The sequence below is a fragment of the Sphingobacterium corticibacter genome, assembly GCF_003076635.1.
Lineage (GTDB): Bacteria > Bacteroidota > Bacteroidia > Sphingobacteriales > Sphingobacteriaceae > Sphingobacterium > Sphingobacterium corticibacter.
Genome location: NZ_QDKG01000005.1, coordinates 272675 through 295503, shown reverse-complemented (window position 1 = coordinate 295503; position 22829 = coordinate 272675). Strand labels below are relative to the sequence as shown.

Annotated in this window: 15 protein-coding genes; 7 read left to right on the top strand and 8 right to left on the bottom strand. The window is 40.3% G+C overall.

The window, feature by feature from the left end; translation table 11 throughout:
• Positions 1–27 precede the first annotated feature (27 nt).
• Positions 28–1617, bottom strand: coding sequence for a M1 family metallopeptidase (locus DC487_RS14120; protein WP_239016393.1), 1590 nt, complete (start codon positions 1615–1617; stop codon positions 28–30).
• A 188-nt stretch (positions 1618–1805) separates the two neighbouring features.
• On the opposite strand from DC487_RS14120, the gene DC487_RS14115 reads away from it, so the two are divergent.
• Complete coding sequence (locus tag DC487_RS14115; RefSeq protein WP_116776600.1) at positions 1806–2954, top strand: pepsin/retropepsin-like aspartic protease family protein; 1149 nt, start codon at positions 1806–1808, stop codon at positions 2952–2954.
• A 40-nt stretch (positions 2955–2994) separates the two neighbouring features.
• Here the strand turns inward: DC487_RS14115 and DC487_RS14110 are convergent, their stop codons facing one another.
• Both DC487_RS14110 and DC487_RS14105 read right to left on the bottom strand, forming a co-directional pair.
• The gene (locus DC487_RS14110; protein ID WP_116776599.1) at positions 2995–4671 is read right to left on the bottom strand and encodes a DNA polymerase/3'-5' exonuclease PolX; all 1677 of its coding nucleotides are present in this window, start codon (positions 4669–4671) and stop codon (positions 2995–2997) included.
• A gap of 213 nt (positions 4672–4884) precedes the next feature.
• A complete protein-coding gene (locus DC487_RS14105) occupies positions 4885–6204 on the bottom strand; it encodes an NAD(P)/FAD-dependent oxidoreductase (RefSeq protein WP_116776598.1) in 1320 nt (439 codons plus the stop codon).
• A gap of 363 nt (positions 6205–6567) precedes the next feature.
• Here DC487_RS14105 and DC487_RS14100 point away from each other — a divergent pair, with 363 nt between their 5' ends.
• The 3 genes from DC487_RS14100 to DC487_RS14090 are packed head-to-tail and all read left to right on the top strand — an operon-like array spanning position 6568 to position 8673.
• The gene (locus tag DC487_RS14100; protein WP_116776597.1) at positions 6568–7791 is read left to right on the top strand and encodes an aminotransferase class V-fold PLP-dependent enzyme; all 1224 of its coding nucleotides are present in this window, start codon (positions 6568–6570) and stop codon (positions 7789–7791) included.
• Positions 7792–7800: 9 nt separating this feature from the next.
• Positions 7801–8220: a SufE family protein gene (locus tag DC487_RS14095; protein ID WP_116776596.1), complete on the top strand. Its 420-nt coding sequence runs from the start codon at positions 7801–7803 to the stop codon at positions 8218–8220.
• Between the two features lie 30 nt (positions 8221–8250).
• On the top strand, positions 8251–8673 hold the full coding sequence (locus DC487_RS14090) for a Dabb family protein (RefSeq protein ID WP_116776595.1): 423 nt from the start codon (positions 8251–8253) through the stop codon (positions 8671–8673).
• Here the strand turns inward: DC487_RS14090 and murI are convergent.
• Positions 8670–9494: a glutamate racemase gene (murI, locus tag DC487_RS14085; protein ID WP_207774434.1), complete on the bottom strand. Its 825-nt coding sequence runs from the start codon at positions 9492–9494 to the stop codon at positions 8670–8672. The genes DC487_RS14090 and murI overlap by 4 nt on opposite strands.
• Before the next feature lie 148 nt (positions 9495–9642).
• On the opposite strand from murI, the gene DC487_RS14080 reads away from it, so the two are divergent.
• From DC487_RS14080 to DC487_RS14070, 3 genes are all read left to right on the top strand, one after another.
• Positions 9643–10686: a ferredoxin--NADP reductase gene (locus tag DC487_RS14080; RefSeq protein WP_116776593.1), complete on the top strand. Its 1044-nt coding sequence runs from the start codon at positions 9643–9645 to the stop codon at positions 10684–10686.
• Between the two features lie 385 nt (positions 10687–11071).
• Positions 11072–13297 (top strand): peptidase domain-containing ABC transporter, encoded by a 2226-nt coding sequence (locus tag DC487_RS14075; RefSeq protein WP_116776592.1) that lies wholly within the window; start codon positions 11072–11074, stop codon positions 13295–13297.
• Positions 13298–14617, top strand: a complete 1320-nt coding sequence (locus DC487_RS14070; protein ID WP_116776591.1) for an HlyD family secretion protein — start codon at positions 13298–13300, stop codon at positions 14615–14617.
• A gap of 31 nt (positions 14618–14648) precedes the next feature.
• On the opposite strand, the gene DC487_RS14065 is transcribed toward DC487_RS14070, so the two are convergent.
• The 4 genes from DC487_RS14065 to DC487_RS14035 all read right to left on the bottom strand — a co-directional run bounded on the left by DC487_RS14065 (position 14649) and on the right by DC487_RS14035 (position 22742).
• Positions 14649–15989 (bottom strand): TolC family protein, encoded by a 1341-nt coding sequence (locus tag DC487_RS14065; RefSeq protein WP_116776590.1) that lies wholly within the window; start codon positions 15987–15989, stop codon positions 14649–14651.
• Between the two features lie 1452 nt (positions 15990–17441).
• Positions 17442–18107, bottom strand: a complete 666-nt coding sequence (locus DC487_RS14045) for a hypothetical protein (RefSeq protein ID WP_116776586.1) — start codon at positions 18105–18107, stop codon at positions 17442–17444.
• A gap of 193 nt (positions 18108–18300) precedes the next feature.
• The gene (locus tag DC487_RS14040; protein WP_116776627.1) at positions 18301–21492 is read right to left on the bottom strand and encodes a S41 family peptidase; all 3192 of its coding nucleotides are present in this window, start codon (positions 21490–21492) and stop codon (positions 18301–18303) included.
• Positions 21493–21602: 110 nt separating this feature from the next.
• Complete coding sequence (locus DC487_RS14035) at positions 21603–22742, bottom strand: cytochrome-c peroxidase (RefSeq protein ID WP_116776585.1); 1140 nt, start codon at positions 22740–22742, stop codon at positions 21603–21605.
• Positions 22743–22829: the final 87 nt, after the last annotated feature.

Here is a 22829-nt window from a genome sequence, read left to right as displayed (position 1 = left end):
CGATAGGTCAACGAATAAACGCTCGCTTTATTGTATAGATGTGCCTATATAGTAGTTGAAGATATCTGCCGTAATAGGCGTATCCTCGCTGTCCGTTAGCTTCAAGAATTGAAACTTATCGTTTGGTTTTAAGCGAATTCTTTTTTCTTCACCGACTATAATATCCACCGGCATGTCAAAACTTTTTGCCTCAGCAATCCAACGATAAGCAATCTGATTTTCGGGCATTCGGATAATCTCTAAAGTTGGTATACCAGCGTGTTGCACATACTGCTCAAATGTTTTTGAAAAATCAATGCCCGACGTTTTGTTGACGTACTGTACAATGTCATTGTAGTCAACTGTTTTATGGTAAAACGTGCTGTTTAGGCCACGCAAAATTTCGCGCCATTTCGCATCATCATTGATAATCGTACGCATCATGTGAAGCATGACGCCACCTTTTGGATACATATCGCCAGAGCCTTCTTTGTTTACATTGTACGGGCCTTGAATAGGTGCATCGTTTGAAATACCTCTGCGATTGCCGTGTACATATGCGCCGCTGGCTTCTTTGCCGTGAAAGTAATCGATAAACAATGCTTCGGAATAATTGGTAAAGCTTTCGTGAATCCACATGTCTGCAAGATCTTTAGAAGTGATGTTGTTACCAAACCATTCATGTCCAGATTCATGCACGACAATGAAATCCCATTTTAATCCCCAACCCGTGCCCGAATTGTCTCTACCTAAATAACCATTTCCAAAACGATTGCCGTACGCTATGGCGCTCTGATGCTCCATGCCCAAATGCGCTGTTTGTACAATTTTGTAGCCATCTTCATAAAAAGGGTAGGGGCCAAACCAATGCTCAAAAGATTCCAAGGTTTCGCGAACATTCTTTTGCAGGTGACTCATCTTATCAGCATCTTCACGCAACACGTAATAATCTACTGTTAACGGTCCTTTCTCCCCGTTATAATTCTCATTTAAGTGCACATAATCACCAATATTCAAGGCTACGTTGTAGTTGTTGATTGGATTAACCACTTTCCAGTGATATTTGGTGTATTTATTCTTCAATTTCTCTGTTTTCACCAATCGACCGTTCGAGACATTCATCACACCTTGCGGTACGGCGACGGAGATGAGCATGCTATCCACTTCGTCCGACTGATGATCTTTATTGGGCCACCACACGCTCGCGCCCAAACCTTGACAAGCAGTTGCTACCCAAGGCTTGCCGTTGCTATCTTGCTTCCAGTCAAATCCACCATCCCAAGGCGCACGTGTCGCTTGAATAGGATTGCCCGAATAATGCACTACAAATGAATCGAGTTTTCCTTTCGGAATCGTATTTGGAAAAGCAACGAAAACAGCATTGTATTCGCGATCGAAATTCAGTTCTTTGCCTTTGTAAAGTACTTTATCCACCGAAAGATTCTCAAATAAGTCGAACTGTAAGGTGTCGAAATCATTCACCGCGGCAAAACGAAATAGATTGGTTCCCGCAATATGCTTGTTTTCGATATCAACGGTCACGTCCAGATGATAATATTTGATATCATAACAGGTTCTGTATGGAGTCAGTTCACCGCGTAGGGAATCGGCTTTGGTGAATAGCTGTTTGGCTTTCATTAGCTGTGCTGAAGCGCAAAATGGTAAGGACAGAACGCTGAAAAGTACTATCGCGGCAAACTTTTGAATCATGGAAGAATGTGTTTTGTAGTAAATCTACAAAAAATCGCTATGGATCGGTTAATCTTTGAGGATTGTGCTAGTATCCGTAAATAATTGGGTAAATTAGGGTAATCAATTTCTTAACCATGTACAAACACAGCTTGTTTATCTTGATATGGATGCTGTCAGGATTTTCTTCTTTTGCGCAATCGCATCTTTTCTTGAAAGGCAAGGTGAAAAGGGATATTTATCTCGAATTGCCTTTTGAAGTTTTTCATGGCCATATTATTGTGCAGGCAGAAATTCAGGGTGCTACCCATCGCTTTCTTTTTGATACGGGTGCTCCAAATATGATTCGAGGAGAATTTTTATCAAGCAAAGTCAAACCTAAATCGCAAAAGATTAGCGATAGCCAAAATCAAAAGGGTAAAATGGCACTTGGAATTATTGATTCGCTCACCTTAGGCGGCGTGAACTTTTACGATTATGCTGCGCTAGATCACGATTTTTCCGAAAACTTTCCGTTCAGCTGTTATGATATCGTTGGATTTATTGGGAGCAATCTTTTTCGGGATTTGATCGTCAAAATTGATTGGAAGGAGCAAAAGCTGGTTGTTACCGACGATTTGGCTAAGGTAAATCCTACTACAACGCCCATAAAAATGAAGCTGGTCGGTTCACAACTATTACCTTATATCTCGCTTTCATTGGGTACTGATAAAAAAGCAAATCTGCCGGTATTAGTAGATATTGGATATAATCATCAGCTGATGTTGAACAAGAAAGAGTATGAGAAAAAAGCTCAGAAAGCAGGTTTTTTTAGTCGAGTAATGGAGTTGGAGGGTATTGGGTCAACGGGAATCTATGGGGCGGCGAATAGTCATCAATATGCCGTAACCGCGAGTCGTATTGGTATTTGTGCAGTCGATCTAACAAACATGAACATCGCCACATCGAACGGTAGTAGTAAAATCGGAACGAAGTTCTTGGCGTATGGCGATATGATTTTGGATTATAAACACAAGCATTTTTATTTTGAAAGCACTGACAAGATTGTTGATTTGACTACAGAATTGCCAGCTTATACGCCTGGCGTTCGGGATCAGAAAATGGTAATTGGCTTTATCTATCGAGATGATTTGAAATCAATGATGAAGCCTGGTGATCAGATTATTAGTGTGGATGGTGTCGATCTGAGTAAGTTGGAGCCGTGCCGCATGTTGGAAGTTTCTCCGCGCGCTAAGGAACGATTGCAGATTTTATCTGATGGAAAGCTGGTAGATATTACGCTGTAGCCATGATAGAAGTATATGACTACAGCGTATTCGTAATTAGCTAAGCTTTCTTAGCCTTTCGCTGGTCGAAAAACTCCTGAATCGCTTCTAGGTTAAATGCATTCAAGCATTTGTCGGCCGAAAGGCCGCCTTTGCGACCGACCAATACGCCGTATTGCATATCGTGAAATCCTTCCATACGATGCGCATCTGGATTGATGGATAATAACACGCCTTTTTGTAACGCGTAGCGATGCCAGCGCCAGTCCAAATCCAGACGAAGCGGATTCGCATTAATCTCAATAACCACATGATTGCTGGCACAGGCATCGATTACTTTTTTGTAATCAATCGGGTATCCCGCTCTGGAGAGCAATAATCGACCCGTCGGGTGACCCAAGATTGTGGTGTACGGATTCTCAATCGCTCTAATTAAGCGTTCCGTCGCTTTTTCTTCCGTCATGCCTAGATTGCTATGTACCGAAGCGACGACAAAGTCAAATTTTGCTAAGATGTCATCCGGATAATCCAATGAACCATCACCTAAGATATCAGACTCGATACCTTTGAATATTTTAAATGGCGCTAGTTTTTGATTGAGTTCGTCAATTTCTTGCCATTGCTGCTCAATACGCTCTATCGAAAGACCATTCGCATATACGGCAGTTTTGGAGTGATCACAAATACCAAGATATTGCAAGCCCATGCTCTCTTTACAATAGGTTGCCATTTGCTCTAAGCTATGCACACCATCGGAGTAGGTGGAGTGATTGTGCAATGTGCCTAAGATATCTTCATTGCGAATCAAAGTTGGCAAAGCATTGTCTGCCGCTAAATCAATTTCATTAAAACCTTCGCGCAACTCTGGTTCTATAAGCGTCAATCCGAGCGCTTCGTAAATAGCAGCTTCGGTCGCTAGATTAGGGATGTCTTTGTTTCGTGCTGTCAATAAGTCAACATGCTCACTAGATCCCGTAGTCAACAGCCAGTTTTTGGCAAAAGAATCCGTCGCGCTCGTGAAAATGCGATATGCGATATTGTTCTCGTCCTTGAAATGTACGGATTCGCGGTCGGCATCTATCTGCAAGACATAATCTTTGCTTTCTAAAGTGGATACCAATACATGTTGCGGCAGATCGATTAATAAATCAATGTATTGCAACACCTCGGCCTTACGGCGGTAATCGCCCGTAAAAACGATCTGATTGTCTGGGAAATTTTGTTGTAGTGCTTCCAACACCGCCTCTGCAAAATGTGTCGCTCGGGCATACAATACCCAGCCTTTATTGGCAATGGAAAACTCAATGTTTTTCTTAATTTCTTCTTGTGTTTTCAAGCCAAATCCCTTGGCTTCTACCAATCGGTTTTCATTGCAGGCATAATACAGTTCACCGATGCTCTCAATGTTTAAATTTTTCCAAACGATTTGAATCTTCTTTGGTCCTAAGCCTTTGATGTGAAGCATTTCTAAAACTCCCTCGGGTACTTGTTCCTTCAACTTGTCTAATTCCGGCAAAGTGCCTGATTGAATAATGAGTTTGATTTTTTCGGCGGTGCTGTTTCCTATTCCTGGCTGTTGGCTTAGTTCTTCCATACTGGCCTTCTCGGCAGCAAAAGGAAGTTTGTCAATTTTAAAAGCGGCACTGCTAATGGCTTTGGTGCGAAATGGATTTTCGTTGAGTAGTTCCATCAACTGACCATATAGTTTGAAAACCTTTGCGACGCTTTTATTATCCATGGAAATAGGGTGTTGTTTTTGAGTGTTTGAAAGTCAAAGATAGGGAAATATGCGCAATCCTAAATCACTGTAAAGGTCCCATCCTTGCAAAGCCGAGGCACGAGGCTGCGGCAATCTTTACGCTATGCAATCTAGCTAACAAAAAAAATGGTAGTAAACTATTGCTTACTACCACTCTATACATCATATCGTCGAAAACGAAAGGTGCGACGATTATACTTGTTCCGTTTCTTCTGTGGTTTTCATCAATGGATCTGGACGATGATACTTGTGGATAATCAGTCGGATTCCGGAGTTTTTTGTGAAAAACTTAACGGTCCAGTTGATAAAAGTGACCAATTGATTGCGGAATCCAGCGATCGATAGTAAGTGGACAAACATCCACGTACACCACGCGATAAATCCTTTTAGATGAAATTTACCCATGTCGACTACCGCACGGTTACGTCCTACGGTCGCCATCGATCCTTTGTCGAAGTATTTGAAATCTTCGGTATTATTTTCATTCTTCAAGATGCTCAATATGTGATCAGCCACATACTTACCTTGTTGCTGCGCAACAGGTGCTACACCTGGAAGTCCATTAGGAGTTTTTTCGGTTACAGTAGCCGCTACATCGCCAATGGCATATACACCTGGCATATCAATGATTTGGCATTGGCCATTTGTTTTAATTCTATTGCCGCGTTGTAGGAGTTCAGGATTGATTCCCTCCGGGAATTGACCTTTTACACCTGCACCCCAGATTACTGTTTTTGTTGGGATCTGATCTCCATTGGATAGAGTAACCGTCAATCCATCGTAATCTTTTACGACCGTATTTAAGATCACTTTTACGCCTAATTCCTCTAGGTAGCGTTTCGCATCGCGCGAAGATTTGTCAGAAAGTGCTGCTAATACTTCACCCAATCCTTCTACGAGATACACATTCATCTCATGTTTGGATAATTCTGGGTAATCTTTCTTCAGCATGTGCAATTGTATTTCTGCGATTGCTCCAGAAAGTTCTACACCGGTAGGACCGCCACCAACAACTACGAAATTCATGAAACGCTCGCGATCGTCTGCGTTTTTGCGCAATACGGCTTCTTCTAGGTTCTGCAATACATAGCTGCGGATATTTTGTGCTTCTTGGATGCTCTTCATACCTAGAGAATATTTCTCTACGTTGGCATTTCCAAAGAAATTGGATGTAGCACCACTAGCCACCACTAAGTAATCGTAATCAAACTCGCCGACAGAGGTATGTACTACTTTAGCATCTTTGTCAATGCGTAATACTTCTGCCATACGAAAACGAAAGTTGGACTGAGATTTGAACATTTTGCGTAGCGGAAACGCAATAGAATCGGACGCTAATGTACCTGTCGCGACTTGGTAAAGTAGGGGTTGGAAAGTATGGAAGTTGTTGCGATCGATCAATAAAACTTCGACTTCTTTGTCTTTTAAGCGACGCGCTACTTCTATACCGCCGAAGCCACCTCCGATAACGATGACTCTTGGGAATTTTCTCTCAGATCGATTTAGCAACATAATGATTTCGATGAAATGTAAACCTTAACTATGATTTTTCTGCAAATATCCGACTAATTATCTCATTTCGATAAAGAAAAATGAATTATTACACTTAATACAAACTAGTGATGTTTATTGTTTGTTGTAAAGCATTAAAATAAAGATAGTTACAGGGTTTTCTTTGAATGTGTATAAATTACACTAATAATTATGATGTATGTAGTCTAGGATCAGTAATTATTAAGCTTTTGTATGTAAAGTGCCGTATACCTGATTGTTATCTCATCTAATCGTCAAGCTTTCTAGAAAACGAGGTGCTCAGACGAGTGATTTGCGAGTAGATATTGTAACTTTGTTTGAGATTAGAAAGAGAGGAAACATTTGAAACCATTTCATATAGATAAAATTCGCGCAGATTTTCCAATATTGGGTACTCAGGTACACAATAAGCCGCTGGTATATCTGGATAATGGCGCGACTACCCAAAAACCGATTCAGGTCATACAAGCGATTACGGATTACTATACCAATATGAATAGTAACGTGCATCGCGGTGTGCATCATCTGAGTCAGATATCCACCGATGCTTTTGAAGTGACGCGCCGCAAGGTGCAAGAGTTCATTCATGCAGCACATGATTATGAAATCATCATCACAAAAGGCACGACGGAAAGCATCAATATGGTGTCTAATTGCTACGGTAAGGCCTTTGTAAACGAGGGCGATGAAATTATCATTACCGCGATGGAACATCATTCGAACATTGTGCCTTGGCAAATGCTATGTGAAGAAAAGAAAGCCGTCCTAAAGGTGATTCCGATGCTGGAAAATGGCGAGCTAGATTTAGAAGCCTACCACGCACTGCTGAGCGAACGCACAAAACTGGTCACTTTCAATTATGTGTCGAATGCCTTGGGCACCATCAATCCAGTAAAGGAAATGATTGCCGAAGCGCATCGTTATGGTGCCGTGGTGTTGGTCGATGCCGCGCAAGCCATTCAGCATATCGCCATTGATGTGCAGGATTTGGATGTCGATTTCTTGGTTTTCTCCGGACACAAAATGTACGGACCCACAGGTGTAGGTGTGTTGTATGGCAGAGAAGATCTGTTGAACGCTATGCCTCCTTATCAAGGTGGTGGCGACATGATCAAGGAAGTGACGCTAGAAAAAACCACGTACAATGAACTGCCTTTCAAGTTCGAAGCCGGTACACCGAATATAGAAGCTGGAATCTGCTTGGCGCAAGCCATTGATTACCTCAACGACATTGGTTTGGATGCCATTCGAGCGCACGAAGAAGAATTAGTAGAATACGCTACTATCGAATTGGGCAAAATAGAAGGGATGCGATTTATCGGTACGGCAAAAGAAAAAAGCTCCGTGGTATCTTTCTTAATTGAGGGTACGCATCCTTATGATGTGGGCGTGCTATTAGATAAAATGGGCATTGCAGTGCGTACTGGACATCATTGTGCGCAACCTATTATGGATTATTACGGTATTCCGGGTACCATTCGCGCCAGCTTTGCATTGTACAATAGCAAAGAGGATGTGGATGCATTGGTAAAAGGCGTGACACGCGCCGCAAATATGTTACGATAAGATTAGAACATGACAATCAACGAAAAACAAGATGAATTGATAGAAGACTTTGCTTTCTATGAAGATTGGATGGAAAAATACGAATACATCATCCAGCTCGGCAAAGAACTTCCGCTCATCGACGAAAAATATAAAACCGAAGACTACATCATCAAAGGTTGCCAATCCAAAGTTTGGCTGCATCCGGATATGAATGATCAAGGGACAGTAGATTTTGCAGCGGATAGCGATGCGATTATCACCAAAGGTTTAGTGAGCTTAATGGTAAAAGTATTGTCCGGGCATACACCAAAAGAGATTGCCGATGCCGATTTATATTTCATCGATCAAATTGGGTTGAAAGATCATCTTTCTCCTACCAGAGCTAATGGTTTGTTGGCTATGGTCAAGCAAATGAAGCTGTATGCGGTTGCATTACAGATGAAATAATAGTATATTCGAGAAAGCATCAACTAAATTATGGAAAGAAAATCTTTTTTGAAAGGCGTGAGCGCCACCGTGTTGACGGGCGCCGTATTGACCGCATGTGGTTCTCCAGCAGCACAATCTTCTGAAGGTTCGGTAGCGTGGGGCGAAGGTACCATTGTCCATTCGGTCTATTTCTGGTTGCGTACCGATCTCACGGATCAAGAAAAAGAAGAATTTCCGCAATTTTTTGAAGCATTGAAGAAAGTTCCTGGCTTTACGGCCTGTCGTGTTGCAACGCCAGCACCCACCACGCCTCGTGAAGTGGTTGATAATTCGTTTTCTTATCACTGGATTGCGGTGTTCCCTTCTATGGACGAAGTCAATATCTACGAGAAGCATCCTGATCACTTAGCGGCTGCTGAAAAATTCTCAAAGTACTGGACTCGAGTAGAAGTACGCGATTCTATCGCTTAATCAACGGCTTCCACGATCGTGTGAAAGGCGATTACTTCTTGTCCAAAGAATAATTTAGCCTTTTCACCAAAGTCTGCCGGATCATCTGTGGTGTAGAAACTATAGGTACTGCCTCGTCGGCATTGCACTTCTACTTCGGGATGTCTTTGCAGATACTCTACCAAACTATCAGCCACTAAATCACCTTGTGGAACTAGTTTGATATGTTTTGGCGTATGCGCTTGAATCGTAGGGAGCAATAAAGGGTAATGCGTGCAGGCCAGCAAGATGGTATCGATCTCGGGCGATTGACTCAATAAAGCTTCCACATCTTCTTTCACGAAGAAATGCGTGCCTTCACTATCCAAATCATTGTTTTCTACTAAGGGCACCCACACTGGACAAGCATGCTGATGCACCACAATCTGCGGATGAAAACGTTGAATTTCGATTTTGTAAGATTCGGATCGTACCGTTCCTTGTGTGGCTAAAATGCCTACATGACCTGTCTTGGTATACTGGTCGATGATCTCCGTGGTCGGACGAATCACGCCTAATACTTTTTTGCCTGGCGGAAGATCATTTTGCTGAATGCTGCGCAAAGCCTTTGCGGATGCGGTATTGCAAGCCACAATCACTAAGGGACAGCCCATCTCGAAGAGCTTGAACACACATTCTTTGGTGTATTGGTATACGGTCTCGAAAGATCGGTTACCATAAGGTACGCGTGCATTGTCACCCAAATAGATATAGTCATATTGTGGCAAGCGCTCGCAAATGGATTTGAAAACGGTCAATCCGCCAAATCCAGAGTCAAAAATTCCGATAGGTCCTTGATTCATCTTTTGCATAGTTACACATAATTCTCGAAATCCGCGAGTTCGTTGGTTGTAATTTCACCAGTGCATTCTCTTGACACTTGGCTGTCAGGTATTCTGACAATTATACCCTAAATTTGAAGCAGTTTTCCATAACGAATCGTCGTCATACATGCATAAATTTCAAATCTCTCAGATCATCCGTCAACCCAATGATAATATCACGATAACTTTTGAAGATATTAATAAGGATTTTCCACCTTACTTGGCAGGACAGTTTCTGACACTGGTATTTGATTTCAATGGCCGACAAGTGCGACGTTCGTATTCTTTTAGTAGTTCGCCAGTGGTCGATGAGCCGATGGCAATTACGGTGAAGCGCGTGGATAATGGCGAAATTTCTAGATTATTGCATCACCGCACTTCAGTAGGAGATACGATCGAGGTAATGGCCGCGCAAGGTTTGTTGGCTTACAAGCCGCAAGCAGATGTGCCCAAAACGCTTTTCTTATTTGCGGCAGGAGTGGGCGTCACGCCGTTATTTTCGATTCTTAAAACAGCTTTGGTCGCTGAGCCAGATACGAAAGTGGTCTTAGTATACAGCAATGGTTCATCGGAGAGAACGCTCTTTTGGAATGAGCTCCGCGAATGGCAAGCCAAGTATCCTGATCGTCTGCACATAGAATGGATCTTCTCCAATTCTAAAAACTTATTGACGGCTCGTTTGAATCGGGAATATATTATTCGTCTGGTACAGCAGTTCGACGATCCATTAAAGAAAACAGCTATTTACTTGTGTGGACCTGTATTTTACATGGATCTTTGTCGATTTACCCTGTTGGGAATGGGTTTTCCGGATGAAGATATCCATAAGGAAACATTTTTCTTTCCAGAAGAAGAAGCGGATGATGATGAGCACGAAGAGGAAGAAGCAGATACCAATACCTATCAAGTGGTCTTGAAATTTCAAGGTCAAAGTTATGATCTCGCAATTCCATACAATAAAACCATCTTGGATGTAGGACTTGAACAAAAGATCAAGCTGCCCTATTCCTGCAAATCGGGTATGTGCAGTACGTGCATTTCGCAAGTGCATGCTGGCTCGGTGCGCATGACTTACAATGAAGTATTGACCGATCGCGAAGTGGACAATGGCCGCTGCTTGATCTGTACCTCGCATCCTGTGGAAGATGGCGTGGTGGTCGAGGTGTTATAATCCATTGGAGAAGATCTGGCTTATAAAAATCGCCAAGAAAGCAAAAGCCTCGACGAAAGTCGAGGCTTTTGCTTGTTAATTTTATTAGCAGTTATCAATTATCTTCATTTTTTTGAAAAGATTGTTTTTATTAGTTTTTAAGAAGCAAAATATTTCCTTAATTAATGCTAATTTATAGATCAGCGTAAACATTCGTTAATTGCTGATCTCATGGCGAAACTAATAGAGTGTATACTTATATAAATAACTGCATGAGTAAATTATAAAGTATAACTAATCGCTTTGATGTGTAATTTTAATTCATATTAAAATTATATTTTATACTTTTATTTACTATATTTCTTTTTAATTATATTTAATAATTAAAAAAATTTAACTTAAACAAATGCGATCATTCCCAAATGACAGACAATTGGACATAATGGATTGCGGTCCGGCGTGTCTAAAAATGATTGCTAAGTTCTATGGAAAATTCTATTCTCTTCAGTATTTGAGAGATAAGTGTGGCAGTACTAGAGAAGGAGTTTCATTTTTAGATCTCAGTCATGCAGCGGAAAGCATAGGTTTGAGAACATTATCTATCAAGTGTTTGATTGATGATTTAATTTTAAAAGTTCCATTACCAGCTATAATTCACTGGGATAATAGTCATTTTGTTGTCGTATATAAAATTCTGCCAAAAAAACAGCTATTAAATAGCATTGTCTATATATCAGATCCTGCAAAAGGATTTTTGAAATATAAAGTTTCAGACTTCATGGAGAAATGGTATAACAAAAGTGAAAGAAAGGGGGCATTAATAGCTTTGGAACCGCAAGGTGACTTTTACCAAAGAGAAGTATCAGAGAAAACAGAACGCAAAAAGACTTTAGAAAACTTCTTATCGTATTTTAAACCTTATAAGAAAAGTTTTGCCAACCTTTTTGTCGTTATGTTGCTAGTAACAGTATTGCAAGCATTTCTTCCGTTTATTTCTAAGGCCGTTATCGATGTCGGAATACAGACAAATGATCTAGACTTCATCAACATAGTTTTAGTTGCCAATATTGCGATTATTTTTAGTGTTTTACTTTCGAATGTTGTGCGCGATTGGATTCTGCTACATATTACATCCAGAGTAAACATTGCTTTAATTTCAGACTACTTGATAAAGCTGATGCAGTTACCAATTACCTTTTTCGAAAACAAAATGGCAGGAGATATCATACAGAGAGCAAATGATCATGAACGAATCAGGAGTTTTATTATGAATAATTCTCTAAACATGATATTTTCTACCATAACCTTTATTGTGTTTGGTGTAATTCTTTTGATTTATAATGATACTATATTTCTCATTTTCCTCTTGGGAAGTATCCTCTATGTATGCTGGGTACTTGCTTTTTTAGGTCTAAGAAAGAAATTGGATTGGGAGTACTTTGAACTTGTTTCTAAAAATCAAAGTTATTGGCTGGAAACTATTAGCAGTATACAAGATATTAAGATCAACAATTACGAAAAGCAGAAACGTTGGAAATGGGAAGATATACAAGCAAGACTGTATAAGGTAAATTTGCGAGTTCTAAATGTTACCAATTCCCAAAATTCGGGAGGACAATTTATAGATTCGTTAAAAAACTTATTGATTACTTTTTATTGTGCTAAAGCTGTTATCGCAGGAGAAATTACTTTCGGAGTAATGATTTCAACCCAATTCATTATCGGAATGCTAAATGGACCAGTAACGCAATTTATTCAGTTTATTATATCTTTTCAGTTTGCGCAGATTAGTTTTCTTCGCTTAAATGAAATTCATCAAATGTCCGATGAACACGACGAAGTTGGTAGTAATCATGTGAGCTTACCCGATAGGAAAGACTTATTGGTACTTAATGTCGCATTTAAATATAGTTCAAACTCAAATTTGGTCTTAAAGGGTGTAAATATGATAATTCCTGAGGGAAAAGTTACTGCTATTGTAGGAGATAGTGGTAGTGGTAAATCTACATTGTTAAAACTTTTACTTCGATTGTATAAACCATCGTATGGGGAAGTTATGATTGGAAACATGAATGTAAATAATATCAGTTTAAAGCAATGGCGAGAAAAGTGTGGGGCAGTTATGCAGGATGGAAAAATCTTCAACGACACTATCCTGAATAATATTGTATTAGATGATGAATTTGTTGATTACGAGCTACTTAAAAAAGCGGTGAATACTGCCAATATTGCCCTAGAAATTGAGCGACTTCCATTAGGCTATCAAACAATGATGGGAGAGCAGGGAAGGGGATTAAGTGGAGGACAAAAGCAACGCGTCTTGATTGCTAGAGCATTATATAAAGACCCTGATTACTTGTTTTTTGACGAGGCAACTAACGCTTTAGATATGGTGAATGAACAAAAAATTGTAGATGCTTTAGATGAAGTATTTAAAGGAAAGACAGTAGTTATAGTTGCTCATCGGTTAAGTACGATCATGAAGGCTGATCAAATAATAGTAATGCAGGATGGCACTATCGTTGAAACGGGGAATCACGAAAGTCTTATGTCAAGGAAGGGCAGGTACTTGACATTAGTACAAGCACAGTACGATTTAAAAGAGTCATCTGAAAACAGTAATCCGATGTAAATGGATAATTCCGAAGAAAAATTAAATGATGTTTACGGGAGAACCGAGCATGTACAAGAGATCATTACAAGGATTCCGACCACTTTTGGACTATATGTCACAGGGGTAGTAATGTTCGTCCTAACGTTGCTTTTATTTTTTGGTTGGGTTGTAAGATATCCTGACGTCATTGTTGGGGAAATTGTAATTAATTCGAATGTCTCCCCTATAAAGTTAGTGGCTGAAGTTAATGGACGCCTGAATCTTACTTTGTTTGAATCTTCCGACAAAGTATTAGAAGGGGAGATGCTTGCGTACCTGAGGAATGCTGCAAATCCCAAAAATGTGTACTTCATTGATAGTTTATTGAAGCGTTACAACCCATTTGGTGAGGATATTCTAAACTTAAAAAAAGTAATGCCGCAAAATTTTTCAATTGGGGAATTAAACGAGAAGTATTTTATTTTTTTAAATTCATTAGAAGAGTTTAAAAATTATAGAGAAGGAAGGCTTCTTGATAAACAACATGCGGCCCTCAATCGAGCTCTAGTAGAGCAGGAAGAGGTAATTCGTGTCGCTCAAAATCGGTTAGATATGGGTTCCAATTCTTTGGAACATGCACAAAGGATTTATACAAGAGATTCTCTATTGTTTTTAAAAAAAGTGATAAGTGAATCTGAATTGGATAATAGTAAGGTCTCGTATAATAATAGCAGAGAGAGTTACCAAAATAATCTGAATAATTTGATAAATGCAAGACAGCAATCCATGCTGACAAAAGGCAAAATTGAAGAGATTGAAGTACAAAATCCTGAGAAAGAACAGGAGATTAGATCGTATGTCATAGCTAGTTATAATAAATTGTTGGATGAGATTAAATTATGGGAACAAAAGTATGTTTTCAAGGCTCCATTTGACGGACAAGTGCAGTTTTTGAAGTTTTGGAACAATAATCAATTTATACAAGCCGGCGAAGAGATTTTTACGGTTATTCCAAAGGATAATCAATTAGTGGGAGAGGTGATGTTACCGAATAAAGGAGCTGGAAAGATAGCAATAGGTCAAGAAGTCATCGTGAAATTAGACGATTACCCTTATAATGAGTACGGCGCAATCAAAGGTGTTGTCAAAGCGATATCGTTAACTACGAATGTCGTCAGAACTACGCAAGGTGAGATTAATAATTATCTCGTTACGGTGTCTTTTCCAGAACAGCTGAAAACAAACTATGGATCGGTTTTAAACTTTAAATACGAAGCAAAAGGGATCGCAGAAATCATTACTAATGATAGAAGATTGATAGAAAGATTGTTTGATAACTTAAAATATAGAACAAACTAACTGGTTTAATTAGTTTAGAATATACAAGAAGTCAATAGTAGTCACATAGAATGGCAAGTACATATTGTGCGTAGATCTTACTATATTTTGAAGTAATGACATTAAATTCAGCAAGATTTCGATCTAATAGGGCTTTATTATAATCTATAGCAGATGCTACACCGAGTTCATACCTAGCTGCCATAGCATTTAGTGCTGTTTCTAGGCTTTCGAATCTTTTTTGAGACACTAAATGTTCTTGATGAGATCTTTGCATCTCTTGGAGCGCCAGCCTATAAATCTTTTCTTGTTCAACCTCTACTTTTTGTAATTCCTCGGTCTGAATTAAAAATTGTAAATGTGCTCTCTTCTTTGCACTTTTCACTCTGAAGCCATCGAAAATAGGTGCAGATAAAGAAAAGCCTAGATTTAGTGATTCATTTTGCCCGATTTGATCCAAAAGCGACATATACCTTCCGGTTGTGAAGTCCCGTCTCTCAGATGAATAATTTGTTCCATATCCTCCTGAAAATGATAGTGAAGGTAAGTATCTGTTTTTTGCCATTGCTTTTTCCAGTATGGCCTTTTTCAGTTGAGCATTGGCTTGCGCTATCTCAGGGGTTTGAGCGATAGACAAAGAAAGCGCTGTTTCGGTGTTCAGCATATCATCTTGGGAGACAAATTCTTGTGGTACTATTAATTGAATACTGTCTGTATATGGCATGTTGATTAGTTGTTTGAGGTTAACCAAAGCTTCTTGCTTATTGTTTTTACTCGTCAAGACATTGTATTCATCTATCGCTACTTGGCTTTCTGCTAAAGACACATCTACAAGCGTTTTGCTCCCTAAGGCTAGCTGTTCCTTTTGTGTCACTAATTGTTCTTGAGAAAATCTCAATTGACTTAGACTGGATGAATGTAATGCTTGGTTTATGGTAGCATTAAAGAAGAACTGCAGCATTTGTAATTTTAGAGTACGGTTTAACACACGTGTTTGCGCGTGATTCTCTTCCAGGGTCAAGACAGCTGTGCGTATTTGATCGCGTAAAGCAAATCCTTGGAACAATACAACTTGAGTGCCTAAATTAGCATTTGCCGAGTTTGTCCAGCGATTGCCAGTAATCAGCTGTCCTGAGATTTGGTCAAATGTCAAACCATAATTGTAATTATGATTTGCTCCTAGTGATAATACTGGTAGTAAGGCGTTTTTTGCATCCTTCATGTCTTGGTAAGCTAGCGACGTCTTGTATTGCATCTGTCGAATTTCAATATTGTTTTCCTCCAACAAGCGTATAGCGTCATTTAGCGTAATAGTCTGCTGTGCGAATAGTGGTGATAGAAAAAGAAATAGACATGCTAAAGATAACCACTGCATTTTACCATACTTTATCATGATGTGTTATGCTAATGATATTTGGAAACTGGGTAATATCACATAATAAACTTTATAGATTAATCTATACATACCCTTGTTTACTAAAGATGCTTATGTATAAAGGCAAGTAATGATACATGGTATTCAAACTTAAAAATTGAATGAATATCATGTCAATGCCTATTAAAATAAGTGAAGAACATCCCAGTATAATAAGAAAAGCCCATGTCAGTATTTTCTCTCTTCTTGTTGGGTTAAACTTATAATATGGACAGCTCCCATCACTCTTAGAAATTTTCAATTTGGTAAAGAGTATATAATAGTATATAAACCAATACATACCGCAAAGTGTAATGACAAAAAATAGAGTAGATAATTTTTCTGGCATTGTTGGAAAAGTGAATATCGATCTTACACTGTGAAACAAGCCGGTTACTGCAAGAAGCCCTAATGTAAAAGAAGCAGAGCAGGATGTTAGCAAAAGCGTTGCATTGAACCACGGTAACTCTTTCCTTGTGTGAAAATTGGAGAATGCTACATAAAAAATCTTGTAAATATTTTGCATCTAATATTTAATAAAAACCATTTCAATCAATTTGAAAAGTATAGCAGAAAAAATTAACAAAAAAATAAAAATCCATATCAAAAGCCTTTCTTTTCTTGTGGGAGTAAATTCATGATAGGGGCTACTTCCATCTTTCTTGGAGATTTTCATTTTTCTAAATAGAATATAGTGAAATAGTAGCCAGTAAGATGTTAATATACAAATGCTTATTATCATGTTTGATGATTTTCTCGGTAAATCATCAAAAGGGAATAAATTTCTTACAGGATGATAAAGATTGGTTATTACGGCAATTCCAAGTGTAAAAGAAGCAGTACATAGAGCCATATAAAAGACTGCAATAATCCACGGAAAATCTATTTTTTGATTGTAAAAATTGGAGAATATAACATAATAGAGCTTATAGATTAATCTATACATACCCTTGTTTACTAAAGATATTTGTGCATAAAGCCAAGTAATGATACATGGTGTTCAATGCATCTAATATTTGATAAAAACCATTTCAATGACTATTAAGGGGAGAGCAGAGAAAATTAACGAAAAAACAAAAATCCATATCAGAAGCCTTTCTTTTCTTGTAGGATTAAATTCATAATATGGACTACTCCCATCTTTCTTGGAGATTTTCAGTTTTTTGAATAGGATATAGTATAGCAATAACCAATAAGAACCTAATACGCAGATACTGAATATTAGGTTCGATAATCTTGGTGGTAATTCAGGAAAAGAAAATAAATCTCTGAAAGGATCATATAGATTGGTTATTACGGCAAATCCAGTCATAAAAGAAGCAGTCCCTAGAGCCATATAAACCATCGCGAGAATCCACGGAAAATCTACTTTTTGATTGTGAAAATTGGAGAATATCACGTAATAAACTTTATAGATTAATTTCATAAAAACTATCTTGGTACCTGGTTTCCTTCATTATTTTGAGCTTTTTGATAGGCTTCGTACAGCTCCCATGCTGATAATGCAACTCCCATTCCAATACCTACCGGTGCAGTCGCTGGGATAGCAGTTAAAATAAGCGCAACTCCCCCTAATATTACTTGTCCTCCATCCTGCCAGTTTGGGTTATCCCTATATTCAACGATGTTAAAATAAATCCCAGCACCTCCTGTAATTACCCCTGCAGCACTTAAACCGGGAATGCTTTTTATTCCGGCAATCGCACGATTAACTTCTGCATGGGTAGCGGCGGCACCTAGCGCAGTAAAAACATTACTAATGGACTGCATAATATCATAGGCGTTATTATTAGTAATTCCGATTACTACAACCTCTTCTATTGTTCCTCCATCATATGTTTTCTCATTTGTTTGTGGGCTACCAGGTCCAGTACCACCGCCACTTGGACTTCCGCCGCTGCCAAAGTCAGGAGGCTTAGGTAGTACCACCATACCTGGCGAACCGTTACCGTTTGAGTTGGGTCCATAAATCTCTACTTGCTCTATATCTATCGTTGCACCCTGACCACCTTTGAGGGCAGTTTTTGTGTTATCATCTAAGTCAGAAAATAAAAGAGACAGATTTTCTAAATTTTTGATTCTAGCGGTTGTTCTCATATCAGTTATTTGATTAGTTTGTTAAATATATAGATAAAATATTTATTTTATGAAAATAAATTTCTTTGAAATATATTTTTTTACACAAAAAGCCGTTGCGTTGGTCAATTGACTGTTCACCAAATATATGTCCCAAAGCAAAAGCCCCGACTTTCGTCGAGGCTTTTGTAGTTTTAAAGCTAATGGGAGTGAACTACTTCACTTCTTTCAGCATCTCTTCCACGGCGGTTCTCAACTGCGGATCTTCGCCGTTTAAGAAAGCTTCATAAGGAAGTGGAACACGGATATCCGGTTCTACTTGCATATTTTCTGTTGTGCGACCTTCTTTGCCAATTGTTCCGATCATGGGAATACCGAACACGATGGTCGGATCGATTTGTGATTCCCACCAAACAGCCGTTCCGGTTCCCGGTACTGGCATGCCGACCAATTTACCTAATCCATTCTGTTTGTAGATGTACGGGAAAATGTGCGCATCGCTATAATTCCCTTCGCTCATCACTACGATAGATGGTTTGTTCCAACGAGAAGCCGGTTCACCACCTTTTACGATGTTGCCTTGCGGAGCAAATTGTAGGTACTGCTTGCCACTTAAGAACGTATTGAGATCATCGTGCAACCAACCACCACCATTGAAGCGTGTATCGACCACCAATGCTTTTTTATCGGCATTTTCGCCCATGGCGCGCTCGTACAATTCGCGGAAGCTGCCATCGTTCATCCCTTCAATATGCACGTAACCGATCTGTCCGTTACTGATTTTGTCTACATACGCTTGGCGAGATTTGATCCAACGTTTGTACATCAATCCATTTTCTTCGCCTTGCGAAATTGGCTTGATGTTTTCCGAGAAATCAGCTCCGTTAGCGGTTTTTCCGCTAATGTGTACATATTGTCCCGCTTTGCGGTTGAATTGTTTTGCCCAATCTTCATTTGCTTTCAGCGGTTTTCCATCAATCTCGGTAATCGTACTGCCTTTGTCGATTTTGCTGTTCGCTTTATCCAGCGGACCGCCCGCGAGCACTTCTGTAATGCGTAATCCATCGCCTGTGTACAGCTCATCGTACAACAAACCTAAGCTCGGCGTAATATCCGGATTAGACGGACGCGGAGAGTAGCGGCCACCCGTATGTGATGCATTCAGCTCACCCAACAACTCGCTCAACAATTCTTGAAAATCGTAATTGTTGTTGATATGTGGTAAGAAACGAGCGTAGGTATTTTTATAACCTTTCCAATCGATGCCATGCAGCTTTGGATCGTAGAATTTCTTTTCTACTTGTAGCCAGGCGTGGTGAAACATGTATTCCCGCTCGGCCGCAGCATCGAGGCTGATCTCGCTCTTGCTACTGATTGGAGTAACCTTTCCACTTTCGGCATCCACTTTCACCAAGCTTCCACGATTAGTCATAAACAAGCTTTTGCCATCTTTGCTAATCTCTAATCCACTTGGTGATCCACCCAGTTTGGCCAAGATTTTAGTTTCGCGCGTGCGCGGTTCGGTGACCCAAAGATCATAACCTTTCTCAAATGCAGCTAAGTAGAATAGCTTACTAAGATCTTTGTTCATCACGTAATCGCTGATGGAGGAACTATTGATCGTAAGACGTACCGTTCTGTCTCGCAAGTTTTCGATGTTCGGGACGAATTCCGGTGCTGGAACTTTCTTCTTCGTAGAATCCTGCTTTTCTCTTTCTTCCAACAATTTAAACTCATCCTTATTTAGCTGAAAGCGATCGTAAGCTTCCTGATCGAAAAAAGCGGCGAATACATCCACTTCTCGGCTACCTTGGAATGCCAATGATTTACGACCGTAGCGGCTACTTTCCCATGTCATGATTTTGCCGTCTTGAGACCATTTGGCTCCGCCATCACCAAAACCACTGAGTATCGGATGACGTAATTCGCCAGTGCCATCGGCTTTCACCAAAGCGGTGTTGCCGCTCAGAAAGAAGCCACGCTGATCATCCACAAATAACCAACGGCTATCAGGACTCCACTCAAATCCCCAATCGCCATCGGCGTACGAATGATTGCGTCCTTCGGGAAGCAATGTGATCGCTTTGCCACCAGCTGCAGGCATCACTTTTAAGATGTTGCGGTCTTCGATGAAGGCAATGGATTTGCCATCTGGCGAATATTTAGGTGCAAAGTTATTGTGGCTGTTAACCAGTACGGGAGATTCTTTCAATAAGCTGGCGTTGAAGAAATACGGTTCATTCGCTTTCGCAATCTCCGTCTTGTAGATGCCCCAACCGGTACTGTCGCGTTCTGCTGCGTAGATCAATGTTTTGCTGTCAGGCGCCCAGTCGAGCATGCGCTCTTGGCCAGCTGTTTCGGTGATCCGTTTGGTGAAATCACCTTCTACACTGGTCACAAACAATTCGCCGCGCGTGATGTAAGCAATCTGCTTGCCGTCTGGGCTTAATTGAAATTCTCTGGTATCGCCGCTCAACGGCAAGTTTTTGACATCCGGCAAACCAGAATCCGTATTGATCCGAACGCTGATTTTATTCGGCGTGCCGCCTTCGTTCAGCGTATAGATAGCACCATCTTGCGTAAATGCCAAGGTGTTATTTTTGGAAATACTCAAGTGACGTACTGGATTTTTGGTGAAGCGCGTCAGCTGTGTATTGCTGCCTTGTAAACCTTTTTTGTATACGTTCAGCGTACCATCTTTTTCCGAAAGGTAAAACACCGATTGGCCATCTTGTGCGAATACGGGCTCACGATGCTCAATCTCTTCATTGGTTAGCGCTAAATAATTCTTTTTCTCTAAATCGTAGATCCAGATATCACGCGTTACCGAAGAGGTATGGTGCTTGCGCCAAGCATCTTCATATCCTTTACGATCTTGAAATACCAATTGCTTGCCATTTGGACTAAGTTTGGCGTGATCCATACCAGCAGCAGAGACTAACTTGGCGCGTCCGCCATTCGTAGGAACTTGATACAGGTTTTGAAACAAACGGATGCTCGGAAAGCGCACACTGGCTGCTGGCGCTTGGCGCGCACTGCCGAAGTATACCGAGTTATTGTCTGCTGTAAAATCATACGGATAATCATCCGCGCTATTATAGGTCAAGCGGGTGGCTTGCCCGCCATTGGCCGGCATCACAAAAACATCAAAATTACCGTGGCGATTATTAGCAAAAGCAATGGATTGACCATCACGACTCCAGATGGGCATCATGCTATGAGATTCGCCAACGGTAAGAGGTGTGGCATCTCCGCCGGTAGCAGCGACTTTGTACAAGTTGCCTTTATAACCAAATACGATAGATGTGCCGTCTGGCGAAATGCTAGGATAACGAAGCCACAAGGCTTCTTGCGCAGAAAGAAGCGTAGGAACCCAAAGACAGGCTGCCACCAAGAGCTTTCGCATAGAAAAGTAGTTGTGCATATACGTTAGTTAATAAAGTGTTATACACAAAAATACATTTTCTAATAGAAATGCCGTGTCACAGTATTATAGTGAATTGAGTAGACAATTCACTACCGCGGTAATTTTTCGGGGCGACGCATATGGTAGGATGTGGCAGTTATTGCATGCATGAAGGATTCTATAGCCGCGATTTCCGTCTTGGTAAGGTTTAGCTTTTGCATCAAAGGATCGGTAACTGGATAAAGTGGATCTGCTGCTTTTTGGGCTGGCGTAGCCGAATTCATCTGCATGCCGCTATTGTAGATGTTGATCAGCCCGGTGATATTAAAAAACATACCATTATGCATCCACGGGCCTGTATTCATCACGTCGCGAAGCGAAGGCGTGCGAAATTTGCCGACGTCTTCTGCTTTGCCGGTTACATGATAGCGTCCAAGGTCTTCAAATTTGCGCTTGTAGTAGGTGAGCCCGATATTATGGAAGTCTTCATCCGTTAAAAATTGTCCATTGTGGCAATTCATACAACGTGCTTTGGTGCGGAACAAGTGCATGCCCTCGATTTGCTGTGCAGATAAAGCTTTGTAGTTTCCATCCAAAAATTCATCAAACTTACTTCTGCGGCTTTTCAGCGTTCGCTGAAAAGCGCTCAAGGCTTTCAATACTTCAGGCATGGAATAATCGGGATCATCAAAAGCCGCTAAAAATAAAGCATTGTATCCTTGAATTGCTTTTAATTTTGGGATGAGCTGTGTGAGATTCATATTCATCTCGTGGTGTGCTTCGATCGGCGACAGCGCTTGTGCTTCTAAAGCTGTTTCTCGACCATCCCAGAATAAAGTTTTACGTGCATATACATTAAGCAAGGAAGGTGTATTGCGTGTGCCCGACAAATGATCGTGGCCTACCGGTGTACTGACCTTATCTGCCCAACTCGTTTGTGGATGATGACATGAGCTACAGGAGATCTGATTGGAACCTGATAAGATGGGATCGAAGAAGAGATTTTTGCCTAAAACTACAATAGGCGATTCCATAACCTCGAAGTAATCGCTGTCTACTTTGGGTAGAGAACTAAACTCTTGCCATACCACACCAGAATCAATATTTGGCTTTGGCCATTCGCTAATAGGGCGTTGGTATAAAGTCGCAATGGAGTCCGTAGTCGATAGTAATCCACTTCCATATTGTTCGCCAAATGATAATAAAATCACCACCAATAAGCTACTTACAAACACTCCTAAAATACGCATTATACCTCCTCTAAATTGCTGCGAAATTACGGGTTTTATTTAGAATTATTAAAAATAATTAGGCGTATGGGAAAATATCTTTTACAT